This is a genomic window from Helicobacter sp. UBA3407 (assembly GCF_949747025.1).
GTDB classification, from domain to species: domain Bacteria; phylum Campylobacterota; class Campylobacteria; order Campylobacterales; family Helicobacteraceae; genus Helicobacter_D; species Helicobacter_D ganmani.
This window is the reverse complement of record NZ_CATKCB010000089.1, coordinates 1-13,320: the sequence shown is the minus strand read 5'-3', so window position 1 is coordinate 13,320 and position 13,320 is coordinate 1. Positions and strand designations below refer to the sequence as shown.

The following is a 13,320-nucleotide window of genomic DNA, read 5'->3' as shown; positions in this document are numbered from 1 at the left end:
AGGAAAATTACATTTCTTTCAAAATTTGCTCTACTACTGCTTTTGGATTTTGTGAGATTCTGCCAAAAAACATTGGAGATAAAATTAAAACATAGTTAAGTTTTCTAGCCAACGCACGCAAAAATTATCGCTTGCAGTTTGCTTAAACAAAATCAATGCGCTAAGGCAATAAGGCACTTGAATGGATTGTTGATTTAAATAAATATTTAAAGTTTTGGTTAATTTTTTTAGTTTTGCAGGAGTGAGATTATAAACAGGCTCAAACCCTACCCCACTTTTTACTTCCACAAAATGCAAGATTCCATTCTTTTTAGCGATAATATCCAACTCACCAAAACGCGTATGAAAATTTCTCTCCAAAATAGCAAATCCTTGTTTTCCTAAAAACTCACACGCGAAAGATTCTGCCTCCTTGCCTTTTTGCGTTGTGTTTGGAGAATTTTTTATCATCAGAGCAAATTATTTCTCAATCCGAATCATCACAGGAGTCGTCTGCACAACTTCTAAATCACCAATGCGCTGGAGTGCAACTCTAATCTCTGCTTCACTGCAAGAATGCGTAGAAAGCAACAAGGTAGAGTGGTTTTTATTTTTTGCTTTGCGTTGCAAGAAAGTATCAATAGAGATTCCTACTTCACCAAAAATAGTTGCAATTTTTGCTAAAACTCCGGGCTTATCCGATACCAAAATACGCAAATAATATGCGCTAATAATTTTTTCTAGTGGTTTAAGTCGCAGTTTATCGCTTGGGGTTTTAAAACCTAACATAGGTGAACTTTTTGTGCGTGCAATCTCAATAATATCCGAAATCACTGCACTTGCAGTTGCATTACCACCTGCACCCGCTCCATAATAAAGTGTTTCACCCACACAATCCCCTACTACACTAATGGCATTCATCACACCATCTACTTTTCCAATCATTGCCTCTTTGGGTAGCAAGGTCGGATGCACCCGCAATTCTATTTCATCTCCGTCCTTTTTCGCTATTCCAAGCAATTTTAAGTGATAGCCAAATTCTTTTGCAAAGGCAATATCCTCTTGTGTGATTTGTGTAATCCCCTCAATCAAGACATCTTCAGGTTTTGCGTCAATGCCATAGGCAATACTTGCCAAAATCAACAATTTATGTGCTGCGTCAAATCCACCAACATCAAAGGCAGGGTCTGCTTCAGCATAACCTAAATCTTGCGCTTCTTGCAAGACTTCCTTATATTCTACTCCCTGCTCTTTCATTTTGGTTAAAATAAAATTACAAGTGCCGTTAATTATTCCACGAATATTTAAAATATGATTCGCTCCCAATCCATCACGCAAAGCCTTGATAATCGGGATTCCACCAGCGACACTCGCCTCAAAGCCAATTGGCAAATCTCCAGCAATTTTTTGCAATTCATAACGATGATAAGCAAGCATTGCTTTATTTGCTGTTACAAATGCCTTGGAGTTACGCAAGGCTTTTTTAGCAATTTCAAAAGGAGTATCTACTCCACCAGTCAGCTCTACGACAATATCAATCTTTGGGTCATCAAGGACAGAATCTACATCATTAGTAATTGGAAAATCAAAAATTTGGCGACTTTTGGATAAATCTTTTACAACGCCTTGCTTAATCACAATCGCATAACCAGAACGCGCCGCAATGAGTGCCTGATTTTCTTTTAATATTCTAGCAACGCTACTGCCCACCGTGCCAAGCCCAATAATCCCTAATGTCAGCTGTTTCATACTTGCCTTTCACATAATTTAAAGCGGAATTATAACATCTTAAAGTAAAAGAAAATTTAGGTTTATCACTCGTTAATGCAGACAAATAGGGGGAATCTATAAGGGTAGATTCTTTTTAAGATTCCACAAAAGCTCATTTAAAAAATCGCTTTGCGCTTGTTCTCCCTGCTGCTCTTGCAACTTTTTTTGCAATGCGATATCGTCCAAACCTAAATATTGCCCCAATGCGTCGCTCCAACCCATAGCAGAACTTCCACTATTTAAACCATAATTAAAAGCATTACTTTGCTGCTGTAAATTTTCTATGAGTGCCTGCTGTCCCTCATCTGTATTGTAGTTTGTCGGTTTGTTTTTTATACCTAACTGATTGTTAAGGCTGTTTTGAAAGTTATAATAAGAGCCTGCGGAATTGTATTTGCTCAACAAATTATGAGAGGGATATTTGATTTGTGGTGTTGTGGTAGTTTTACCTGTATTGATAGTTTGTTTTATCGGTTCTGTGCTAGGCTTATTTATAGACGTGCTTGGTGTAGCTTGTGGATAACGGATTTGGTAAGGTTGTGTATTAATCTTAAATGCCATACAAATCTCCTTTTTTTAACTTGTGTAATTATAACAAAATTCTTAAAGAATATCGTCCATTTTATGAAATAAAATAGACTAAAGCTATCTAAAAATTAAAAGTTTCATACAAAATTATGTTACAATGCGCTCTTTAGAGATTTTTATAAGGATATTTTGTGATTTTAAGCCATGAAATACCACAGGGTTGCAAACTCTACTTTGGCAAAGACGCCAAAGTTAAGCGAGAATTAGAAAGCCTTGCAAGTGCGATTCTGTATCAAAATGGTTATGAAGAAATTATAACGCCCACTTTTGCCTATTTAGAACATCAAAGAGACATACATAGTCGGGAAGTCGTGCGCACCAATAACCAATTCAATCATCAAATTGCTCTTCGCAACGATTCCACGATTGATACAATTCGTCTTCTTGCTCCACATTTGCGCGAAGCTGCGATTGGCAAACGTTGGTTTTATATCCAACCCATCTTTATTTATCCCACAACTGAAGTGCATCAAATTGGTGTAGAAAACTTAGAAAATTGTGATATTTTGCCTTTTATTGAAATGTCTTTACAAGTCTTAAATGGAATCACAAACTTTACAAAATCGCCAGATTCCTACTGCAAAAAAATCTTTTTACAACTTTCTAATGTTAAAATCCCACAAATTTGTGCAGAAATTTTCGGGATTCCTTTGAGTGCCTTTGAAAAAATTGATGTGGGAGCAATAGAAAGTGCAAATCCCTTAATGGCAAAACTTTTGCGCATATACAACAAGGAATCACTAGAAGCAGTTTTACAAAACACCAAAGATTTACCAAATAAACTAGAGGAAGAGCTAGAAAAACTCTACCTCCTTGCTTCCAAGATTTCTTATGTACATTGCCTTGTTTCTCCATTATATTATGCTCCAATGAGTTATTATAAAGGTTTATTTTTTAGATTTTTTGCAGAAAATCTTACTTGGATCCTAGGTGGAGAATACGAAATTTTAGGACAAAACGCATGCGGATTTGCAATCTATACAGATAATTTAATACAATCGTTTTAAGGAGTGAGAGATGAGTAAAGCAGATTTGATTGTTGGGATTCAATGGGGCGACGAGGGCAAGGGAAAAATGGTAGATTTACTCGCCCACAATTATGATTATGTCGTCCGTTATCAAGGGGGACACAATGCGGGGCATACCATTGTAGTAGAGGGCAAAAAATACGCTTTGCATTTGATTCCGTCAGGAATCTTATACCCACAATGCAAAAATATCATTGGCAATGGTGTGGTGATTAGCCCCAATGCGCTAATAGAGGAAATGGCGCAATTCAAAGAAATGTATGGCGGATTACAAGGAAGATTATTTATTAGCACCAAAGCACATTTGATTTTGCCCTACCACGAAATGTTGGATAAGTTAAGCGAACAACAAGCCAAACAGGCTATTGGAACAACTTGCAAAGGAATCGGACCAACCTATACCGATAAAGTTTCGCGCAAAGGCATTCGCATTGAAGAGTTAAAAGACACCACAAAACTTGCCAAAAAAGTCCTAGAAAAACTAGAAGAAATTGCAAAAAGAGGCATACAGATAAAGATTCCAACCTTAGAAAATCTTAAAAACGAGCTAGAGTCTTATGCAAAAGCTCTTTTGCCTTTTTTAGCAAATACCACAAATATGCTTTGGCAAGCAATGGACAAGGGAGAAAAAATCTTGTGTGAGGGAGCGCAAGGAAGTATGCTAGATATTGACTTTGGCACTTACCCCTTTGTTACAAGTTCTACCACAATTTCAGCTGGTGCTTGCAGTGGGACAGGAATCGCACCTCGTGAGTTAGGAGAAGTTATCGGAATCCTCAAAGCCTATTGCACGCGCGTAGGTAATGGACCTTTTCCGACAGAAGAGACAGGAGAAATTGGGGAATCCTTACGCAATAAAGGTGGCGAATTTGGCGTAACAACCGGGCGCGCTAGACGTTGTGGGTGGTTAGACGCTATGGCTGTAAAATACGCTTGTCGCCTCAATGGCACAAGTGCTTTAGCAATGATGAAACTAGATGTTTTAGATGGCTTTGACGAAGTCAAAGTCTGCGTTGCATACGAAGACGAAAACGGAACGCGTTTGGAGGAATTTCCAAGTGATTTGACGAAGATTAAACCCATCTATCAAACCTTTCAAGGTTGGGACAAAACAGCGTGTATTAGAGAATTTGACAAATTGCCACAAAATGCAAAAGACTATATTTTGGCATTAGAAAAGCTCATTGGTGTAAAAATTGCAATGATTTCTACTAGTCCAGACAGGAACGACACTATTTTTAGATAGAAATATAATGAAAACAAAATTCACTCAACTTGTCTTATTGCGCAAAAAGGAAGTAGATGAGGCAGAAATTATGTTGCAAAAAAACGCCCAAGCTATTGTCGCAAAACAAAGCGAAATTGATGCACTTGTGCGAGAATTTGCAACACTTCAAGAGCCAAAAAGTGGAATCTACCAAAACTTTTTGACTTTTGCATACCACAAAGAGGAATTTCGGCAAACGATTGACTTTAAAATGCAAGAATTGGCACAATTAAAACGCCAAAAAAAAGAATTGCAAGAATATTTTAGGGTGCGAAATATTGAGTTTGAAAAAGCCAAGTATTTAGATGGTTTAGAAGTTAAAAAAATGATTGAAAAGGCAAAAAAACAAGAAGTGAGAGATTTGGATGAAATCTCTGTTATGCTTTATGCAAATCATAAGGAGCAACAATGAAACAATGGATTTTACCCCTCTTAGCCTTTGGGATTCTACCTCTTTGGGCGGCAGAAAATAAACGCGAATTGATTGATTGTAATATTATTTTTGAACAACGTAAATCAGAAATTATCCAAGAAATTGAAAGGATTGACGAACAACAACAAGCCTTGCAAGCCTTGCAAAGTGCCACTCAAAATGTTCTAGACCAAAAAGAAGCGGATTTAAAAAAACGCGAAATTGCGCTTAATAATGCGCAAAAAGAAATGGAAGAAAGAGAGGCAAAAATCACGCGTCTTTTAAAACGTAATGAGGAAATTTTAAAACAAATTCGTGGAGCAACACAAAGCAAAGTAGGCGAAACTTATGCAGGAATGAAAGATTCCAAATCTGCGGCTATTTTAGAAACTCTACCCGAAGCGGAAGCGGCTGAAATTTTGTTTGCTCTTGACACAAAAGTGATGAGTAAGATTCTAGCAAAAATGACACCGCAAAAGGCAGCAATACTAACGCAATTATTACAAAAAGGACCACCCTTTGAAGAGGAGAAAGAATCGCAACAAACTCCCAACAATACGATTCCAAAAAATGGAGAAAATGCGATTTAATTCCCTTTAGATTAGGACAAAATTGAATTAAACCATAAATTCAAGCACTTCTAAAGCAATTTTAAACTTAACCTTGATTATAATTTAAGCACTATTATACAAATAGCATAATCAACAATACAAGGAAAGAGAATGAAAAAACTTTTAGTAGGCACATTAGGCATTGGATTAATTGCAAGTATGGCTTTGAGCGCAGATATTTATAATCCAAAAAACGAAAAAAATCATTTGGTAATCCCTATGAATGCACTTTCACAAGAGGATACAAAAAATGTAGGTGAAGTGGTAGCAGTGGAAACAAAATATGGTGTGGCGTTCTATCCCAATCTACAAGGAATCGCAAGCGGTTTGCACGGATTCCATATCCACGAGAACCCAGACTGCGGCGCAACAGAAAAAGGCTTAGGAATGAAAGCGGGGGGACATTGGGATAAATACAAAACAAACGCTCATTCTTATCCTTGGAGTGATACGGGACACATTGGAGATTTACCTGCACTTTATGTAGATGAAAAGGGCAATGCAACCAATCCCGTCCTTTCTCCAAAAATCAAAACTTTAGCAGAATTAAAAAACCATTCTTTAATGATTCATGTTGGGGGAGATAATCATCACGATACTCCAGCAGCACTTGGCGGAGGCGGTGCTAGAATGGTTTGCGGTGTAATTAAATAAATCTTACAACTTCCTAGAATCCTGTAAAATAGATTCTAGGAATCTTAAACATTTCAGATTCAAAGCCAAACTTTCTTTAGAGTGAATTTACATAATAAGATTCTCAACAGCTTGATTTAGAATTGTCTTTGATTCTAAAGATTTTATTGTAATCTCTCTTGAGTCTTTTAGCTTTTGGGCTAAACTTTTCTCGCAATTCTCACATTTTATATTCTCTAAAGTATCCACAACCACTCTCTGCAACTCGCCTAGCTACGAGAAATACTCACTCAAACTTACCGCTCATCTATACTCTCATATTTTCCAGCTTGGCATGCAATATGTTACGTAATCTCAAAACTATCCACAACAAAACTCACTTCTGTTTCCTACACATCATTTGATAAATTCCTTGCTTTTCCTCACGATTGGTATCTACCTTTAATATACCATATTATAAACTACTTTGCCAAACCAACCGCTAACATAAGATTCCTCTTCACCATTAAGGCACTCGCCCTATTATTTAATACATTTTTTAAGTCTAAGATTCTAAAAATCTATTCATATTCAACTCATATTTTCACTCAACAAGGATTAAAATCCATTAAAAAATAAAAAACTTTTAAATTCTACCCATTTTTATTACAAAATGAAATCTTATCAGAGCATAGTGAGGAATCCTTATTGTCAGATTTTTAATGATAGAATTGCTTGTGGAACAAAATTTTCTCTATATTGAATATAAATCTATTATTTATTGAAAGATTGCAAGGAAATTTGTAAAAATTAATATGGCAGAGAGGAAGGGATTCGAACCCTCGAAAGCTTGCACTTTACACGCGTTCCAGGCGTGCTCCTTCAACCGCTCGGACACCTCTCTAAAGTTGAATCCCAAAAGGGATTCTAAAAAGACTATTTTGCGGTAGCCATTTTACGTCTAAGATAAGCAATTTTACTTTGCAATGGTAAGTTTTTAGGGCAAACATCGTGGCATGCAAGCAAGCTCATACACCCAAACACACCATTATCATCACCTACTAACTCGTAAAAATCTGCGTCTGTCCTCTCATCGTGAGGGTCAAGCATAAACCGAACCACGCGGTTAAATCCTGCAGCTCCCACAAAATCTTCACGCATAAGTTTTGTTCCGCATGATGCAATGCAACAACCACATTCAATACATCTATCAAGCTCAAACACTTCAGCCGCAACTTCTGGTTCCACACGTTCTTCAATCTGACACATATGCTCTTCGCTTTTTTCTTGAGCGTGAATCCAGCTTTCTACGCGCTTACTCATTCCGTTCATCCAATTTCCTGTATCCACAGACAAATCTTTGATGAGCTTAAATGCAGGCAATGGCATAAGAGTAATCACGCCATCGGGGAAATCTTTTGTCAAAGTGCGACAAGCAAGACGCGGACGCCCATTAATCATCATTCCACAACTTCCACAAATCCCTGCACGACATACAAAGTCAAAGCTCAAATCTGGGTCAAATTGTTCACGAATCATATTCAACACAATGAAAACCGTCATAGAATGCGCTTCTTTGAGCTTATATTCTGCAAAATGAGGTTTAGATATTGCGCTATTTGGGTCAAACTTCAATACTCTAATCGTTAATTCTCTATTACTGCTTTGAACTGCTCCACTCATTGTTTGTCTCCTATTCTTTCATTACGTGCTTTATAATATGGTTGCAATTCAAATGGCATTAATGCTTCTTGGATTTCGTAGCGATTTTTGCCTTGTGCTTCCATATCCGAACGTATTTTATCAATTTGCTCTTGACGTCTTAGGCTTTCTGGATTTTCAATAATCATTCCTTTAGCACCATATCCACGGAATCCCGGAGCCATTTCCATTGTCGCAATATCAAGTGGCTCATAAGTAATGGTTGGCATTGTTTGATTGGGGTCTTCCCAACTTGTTAAAGTGCGTTTAAGCCAATTTTGGTCATCTCTTTTTGGATAATCCTCACGACTATGCGCCCCACGAGATTCTGTGCGGTCTAATGCACCTTTTGCAACACACAATGCAATCTTCAACATTTTTGGCACACGATAAGCTTCCTCTAATTCAGGATTTGCTGAAAGCCGTTTTGTCTTGATACCAATATTTTTACTGCGGATATAAAGTTGTTCTAATTCACTTACAGCAGACGCTAAATGCTCACCATCTCTGAATATTCCTACTTTATCTCCCATAATTTGCTTCATACTATTTTTGATTTCAAACACATTCTCTGTGCCTGTATTTGCCAAAATACTATCCAAATATCCTTGTTGTGCATTAATGAAATCTTCCACTAATTTTGTTTCAATATCTGCATAAGTTCCTGTGCAAGATTCTGCAAAATAATCTCCGATAATCATACCACTAACTACCGCTTCACTCACAGAGTTTCCACCTAATCGGTTAAAGCCGTGTAAATCCCAGCAAGCTGCTTCACCAGCAGAAAATAAGCCGGCAAGCGCAGTTTCGCCTTTAGCATTTGTTCGGATTCCACCCATACAATAGTGCTGCATTGGTTTTACAGGAGCCCATTTATCTGCAGGGTCAATTCCAGCAAACACTTGGCAGATTTCTTGCACATCACGCAAATTTGTTTCAATATGTTTGCGTCCTAAAATAGAAATATCAAGCCACAAATGCTCGCCATAAGGAGAGCTTACACCTTTACCCTCACGGATTCTTTGAAGCATTCTACGCGCAACAACATCACGGCTCGCAAGTTCTTTTTTCTCTGGCTCATAATCTGGCATAAAACGATAACCATCTACATCACGCAAAACACCACCATCTCCACGACATCCTTCTGTTAATAGAATCCCGCTTGGGAAAAGTCCGGTTGGGTGGAATTGCACCGCTTCCATATTGCCTAATTTTGCGATTCCTGTTTCAAGTGCTAATGCTGTTCCTGTTCCCTCACAAATTACAGCATTGGTAGTATCTTTATAGATTCTTCCATAACCACCTGTTGCAATCAATGTTCCTTTGGCAACATAGCCGATTAATTCGCCTGTAATTAAGTCGCGCACAACCGCACCATAACAACGATTATTTTTATGAATCAAAGCCAAAGCTTCCTTTCTATCGTGGATAAGAACACCGCGTTTTAATGCTTCATTTGCCACAGCAAAAAGCATAGAGTGTCCTGTTGCATCTGCGGTATAACAAGTTCTCCATTTTTTAGTCCCACCAAAGTCGCGAGAATGAATTAATCCGTGTCTAAACTCTTCCTCTGTAATAGTTGTTTTTTGTGCATTAATAATTGCTGTTCTATCACCTTTTTTAATTCTTGTCCATGGAACACCCCAAGCAGCTAATTGACGAATTGCTTTAGGTGCTGTGGTAACGAACATTCTTGCTACCTTTTGGTCGCAACCCCAATCACTTCCTTTTACTGTATCAGCAAAATGCAAATCTTCATTATCGCCATCACTCATTTTAGAGTTTCCAAGACTTGCCTGCATACCACCTTGAGCGGCAGCAGAGTGGCTTCTCTTCACAGGAATCAAACTCAAAACGATTGTGTTAAGTCCTCTCTCCTTACAGGCAACTGCCGAACGAAGTCCTGCCAAACCTCCACCAATTACCAATGAATCGCAATATACTATTTTCATTCATCTCTCCTTTATAGAGTTTTGCCTAAGGCAATCCAAGTGAAGTCCGCGATAAATGCAATCACACCCAAAACAATAAAAACTGCAAATACAGCAATTTTAATATTTTTACGCTTTACATTACTCTGTGCGGTAGTTGGTGCTTCAAGCGGAATCCATTTGATGATGACACGATACATTCCAATGCTTGCGTGCAACACCATAACAACAAGTAGCACGAGGTAAAATTCTGCCAAATTACCCTCTACAAATCTTGACGCAGAAGTGAATGCATTAATACTTGTGGAATTAAAAAGAATCGTGATAAGATGCGCACCACCCAAGAAAAATAATGCAAATCCTGTTAAAAATTGAATCCACCAAAGTGTAGTATCACAATGTTTCATCAAAGACTTGTGTGTTTTAAAAATCATAAATTGTTGGTAGTTTGCTGGGAATTTTCTCATCGCCAAAAACGCGTGAGCCACAAAAACAACACTAATAACAATCACTACCAAAGTAGTTAAAAGTGGAATCCCTTTACCACCAAAAATAAATGAACCTTCACTAAAACCGACTACTGCCTCAAACGCTTCTGTTCCAAGTAAAATAGAAGATGTAAAACACATATGAAGCAAAATAAAGATTGCTAAAATAGCTCCTGTAATACTTTGCAACATATCCCAACGCGCAGGATTCTTACTTTTTTTGCGCTCTGAAGTTACTTTTAAATAACTCTCAATTACTACTTCATCATTTTGCATAAAATCCTCCTAAAGTAGATTACTAGTGCTATGCACAACGCCATTAAACCTAAAAATCGTGCAATTATAAAATATTTTAGATAAAATTACATTAAATATTTTTAAGAACTTAAGAACTTTTTTATTAAAACTTTAAGAAAACTTAAGTATTATCTAATTTATTAAAACCAATAGAAAACAATTTAAAAAGGAAAAAAATGTTTCCATTTACTGATAAAGAACTTTTAAAACCAGTAGAATTAAGCATTGACAAAGTGCGTCCAATATTAATTCAAGACGGCGGCAATGTAACTTTGTTAAAAATTGAAAATGGCAAAGTATTCGTCCGATTAGAGGGTGCTTGCAAAGGCTGTCCAAGCAGTGCGCAAACTTTGAAATTTGGCATTGAACGCGCACTTAAAAACGATATTCACCCTGATATTGAGCTAATCCACGTACCATAATTTTAGAATTCTAAGGAAAGTTGGCGTATGACAAAAGATTTTATCTATTTTAAAAACAAAGCTAAACTTGCTTTCCGCAAGCGTCAATATTCCCGTGTTTTAGAGATTCTCTCTTGCGCAAATGTTTTCTTAGAAAACTTAAACGCCAAGCAATCGCTTTATTTTACTATGCTTTGTATGCTTTCTGATATGGCATTAGAATATGAAGATGAGGCACGTGCGCTTTTTGAATATTATCAAGTCATTCACAATAAAAACAACTTGGAAGCGGAAGAAATTGTGCTAGAGATGATTGAAAACTTTGATAAAAATCTTTATGCACTCAATCTTGCCATTTGGAGCTTGCAAGAAGCAGAGATTGACAAAAACGATGGAATCTTATATGAAGACTTTGAGGTTCATTCCGCAAAAGTTGGCTTCAAAGAAGCCTTTGAAGATTTAATGTTTAGCTCCAAAATTATCTTTACTAACAAAAATGAGTTTTTATTCTTTGTGAGAAATTTAGTAAAATTTGGCTTTGAAGACATTGCGATTAATTATTTTGAAAATGCGGGCAATCTGCTGTTTTACGACAAAGATTTTATGCGTCTTTATCGGAAAATTTTACAAAACAAAAAAGTTTAAAATCAATATTATATTCAAGGAAATTAAATGCGAGTAGCCGTTCAGAAAAATTGCGATTCTGCTTTGCGCTTTATTAGTGATGACTCAAGAGAAAATCTGCAAACCAAAGACTGCAATCCTAAAAATTGCGCGTTTTTAATCACTCAAAGCAATCAAAACTACATAGAATCTGCAAAAAAAAATGGATTTGAAATTTTTATTTACCCAAAAGATTTAATAGAATATTTTGATTTGGATTTAAAACTTGTTGGAATCACTGGCACAAATGGCAAAACCACAACCGCCGCTATGATTTATTCTATTTTGCTAGATTTTGGCTTTTGTGTTGCACTGCTTGGCACACGAGGATTCTTTATTAATGGCAAAGAAAAACGTCCCAAAGGACTAACAACCCCTAGTCTATTGGAAATTTATAGTGCAATCAGTGAAGCAAAAAGTGAGAATTGCACATATTTCATAATGGAAGTTAGCTCGCACGCCATTGTGCAGAATCGCATTGAGGGATTACATTTTGATTTGCGGATTCTTACAAATATCACAAGCGACCATTTAGACTATCATAAAACTTTAGAAAACTACATTTCGGTGAAAAATTCCTTTTTTTCCAATCCTGCGGATTTAAAACTCATCAATAAAGACGAACCCAATGCACATTATACACTAGAAAAAGCCATTACCTATGGCATAGAATCCCCCGCAACGCTCAATGCTAAAGCTTACAGCTTGCAAGAGGGAATCACTGCTCAAATCGCCTATGGCAAAGAAGAAGCAACGATGGAATGCACACTTTTTGGCAAACACAATCTCTATAATGCACTAGCAGCAATCGGGGCGGTAAAATTGCTAGAAAATGTCCCCTTAAATGAAATTTGCAAAAGATTAGAGAATTTTGGCGGAGTGTTAGGAAGAATGCAAGTCGTGCATCAAACCCCTTTAATTATTGTGGATTTTGCCCATACAGAAGATGGTATGGAAAAAATCTTTCAATCTTTTTTACATAGAAAAATTGCTGTTGTCTTTGGCGCAGGGGGCGATAGAGATAAACTTAAGCGTCCAAAAATGGGATTATGTGCAGCCAAATATGCGCAAAAACTCTATATCACGAGTGATAATCCGCGCAGTGAAATTCCCATACAAATTATGCAAGAGATTCTAAGCGGAATCCCACAAGACTTAAGAAATCGTCGTGAAATTCTGCTAGAAGAAATCCGAGCCAAAGCAATTAGAATCGCAATTCAAAATCTTAAAAACGACGAAGTATTATTGATTTTGGGTAAAGGCGATGAGACTTATCAAATCATAGGAAATAAAACTTTGCATTTTGATGATTGCGAAGAAGTACAAAAAGCATTAGAATCTCTGCATTAATCCGCTATTGTTTTGATTGTTCAAGGATACTTTTTCCAAAGATTAAAGTAGAGGTTAAGAGATTAGAAAAGTATAGAATCCCTTGCGGGATTCTAGGAAGAATCTTAAAAAGACTATTGAAGCAATCTTAAGATATTTTGTTGAACTGCATTTGCTTGGCTCATTGCATAACTTCCAGCTTGAGCTAGAATGTTCAAGTTAGAGTAGTTTGCACTCTCTGCT

At 36.9% G+C, this 13,320-nt stretch carries 15 protein-coding genes and 1 tRNA gene; 8 read left to right on the top strand and 8 right to left on the bottom strand.

Going from position 1 to position 13,320, the window contains the following annotated elements; translation table 11 throughout:
- Positions 1-84: 84 nt before the first annotated feature.
- From Q1553_RS02185 to Q1553_RS02175, 3 genes are all read right to left on the bottom strand, one after another.
- The gene (locus Q1553_RS02185; protein ID WP_297570842.1) at positions 85-453 is read right to left on the bottom strand and encodes a YraN family protein; all 369 of its coding nucleotides are present in this window, start codon (positions 451-453) and stop codon (positions 85-87) included.
- Positions 454-459: 6 nt separating this feature from the next.
- Positions 460-1,728: a homoserine dehydrogenase gene (locus tag Q1553_RS02180; RefSeq protein WP_115550868.1), complete on the bottom strand. Its 1,269-nt coding sequence runs from the start codon at positions 1,726-1,728 to the stop codon at positions 460-462.
- A 96-nt stretch (positions 1,729-1,824) separates the two neighbouring features.
- A complete protein-coding gene (locus tag Q1553_RS02175; protein WP_298496930.1) occupies positions 1,825-2,310 on the bottom strand; it encodes a hypothetical protein in 486 nt (161 codons plus the stop codon).
- A gap of 158 nt (positions 2,311-2,468) precedes the next feature.
- Here Q1553_RS02175 and Q1553_RS02170 point away from each other — a divergent pair, with 158 nt between their 5' ends.
- From Q1553_RS02170 to Q1553_RS02150, 5 genes are all read left to right on the top strand, one after another.
- Positions 2,469-3,344: an ATP phosphoribosyltransferase regulatory subunit gene (locus Q1553_RS02170; protein WP_115550870.1), complete on the top strand. Its 876-nt coding sequence runs from the start codon at positions 2,469-2,471 to the stop codon at positions 3,342-3,344.
- Between the two features lie 10 nt (positions 3,345-3,354).
- The gene (locus Q1553_RS02165) at positions 3,355-4,611 is read left to right on the top strand and encodes an adenylosuccinate synthase (protein ID WP_297578563.1); all 1,257 of its coding nucleotides are present in this window, start codon (positions 3,355-3,357) and stop codon (positions 4,609-4,611) included.
- A gap of 7 nt (positions 4,612-4,618) precedes the next feature.
- Positions 4,619-5,044: a flagellar export protein FliJ gene (locus tag Q1553_RS02160; protein ID WP_115550872.1), complete on the top strand. Its 426-nt coding sequence runs from the start codon at positions 4,619-4,621 to the stop codon at positions 5,042-5,044.
- Positions 5,041-5,634 (top strand): MotE family protein, encoded by a 594-nt coding sequence (locus Q1553_RS02155; RefSeq protein ID WP_115550873.1) that lies wholly within the window; start codon positions 5,041-5,043, stop codon positions 5,632-5,634. Before Q1553_RS02160 ends, Q1553_RS02155 begins: the two co-directional genes overlap by 4 nt.
- Positions 5,635-5,766: 132 nt before the next feature.
- Entirely contained in the window at positions 5,767-6,309 is a 543-nt protein-coding gene (locus Q1553_RS02150; RefSeq protein WP_115550874.1) for a superoxide dismutase family protein, read from the top strand.
- A 774-nt stretch (positions 6,310-7,083) separates the two neighbouring features.
- Here Q1553_RS02150 and Q1553_RS02145 read toward each other — a convergent pair.
- The 4 genes from Q1553_RS02145 to Q1553_RS02130 form a co-directional block, all read right to left on the bottom strand.
- Positions 7,084-7,171: transfer RNA gene (locus tag Q1553_RS02145), tRNA-Ser, on the bottom strand.
- A gap of 32 nt (positions 7,172-7,203) precedes the next feature.
- Positions 7,204-7,950, bottom strand: coding sequence for a fumarate reductase iron-sulfur subunit (locus Q1553_RS02140; RefSeq protein WP_115550875.1), 747 nt, complete (start codon positions 7,948-7,950; stop codon positions 7,204-7,206).
- Positions 7,947-9,920 (bottom strand): fumarate reductase flavoprotein subunit, encoded by a 1,974-nt coding sequence (locus tag Q1553_RS02135; protein WP_115550876.1) that lies wholly within the window; start codon positions 9,918-9,920, stop codon positions 7,947-7,949. The genes Q1553_RS02140 and Q1553_RS02135 overlap by 4 nt, the downstream gene beginning before the upstream one ends.
- Positions 9,921-9,931: 11 nt before the next feature.
- Positions 9,932-10,663, bottom strand: coding sequence for a fumarate reductase cytochrome b subunit (locus Q1553_RS02130; RefSeq protein WP_115550877.1), 732 nt, complete (start codon positions 10,661-10,663; stop codon positions 9,932-9,934).
- A 197-nt stretch (positions 10,664-10,860) separates the two neighbouring features.
- Here Q1553_RS02130 and Q1553_RS02125 point away from each other — a divergent pair, with 197 nt between their 5' ends.
- From Q1553_RS02125 to Q1553_RS02115, 3 genes are read left to right on the top strand one after another with little or no spacing between them, the layout of a single operon-like run.
- Positions 10,861-11,106: a NifU family protein gene (locus tag Q1553_RS02125; RefSeq protein WP_115550878.1), complete on the top strand. Its 246-nt coding sequence runs from the start codon at positions 10,861-10,863 to the stop codon at positions 11,104-11,106.
- A gap of 27 nt (positions 11,107-11,133) precedes the next feature.
- A complete protein-coding gene (locus Q1553_RS02120) occupies positions 11,134-11,730 on the top strand; it encodes a hypothetical protein (protein WP_115550879.1) in 597 nt (198 codons plus the stop codon).
- A gap of 27 nt (positions 11,731-11,757) precedes the next feature.
- A complete protein-coding gene (locus Q1553_RS02115; RefSeq protein ID WP_300842719.1) occupies positions 11,758-13,098 on the top strand; it encodes a UDP-N-acetylmuramoyl-L-alanyl-D-glutamate--2,6-diaminopimelate ligase in 1,341 nt (446 codons plus the stop codon).
- Positions 13,099-13,211: 113 nt separating this feature from the next.
- Here the strand turns inward: Q1553_RS02115 and Q1553_RS02110 are convergent.
- The coding region (locus Q1553_RS02110; RefSeq protein WP_300842720.1) for a flagellin at positions 13,212-13,320 on the bottom strand (109 nt) is incomplete at its 5' end.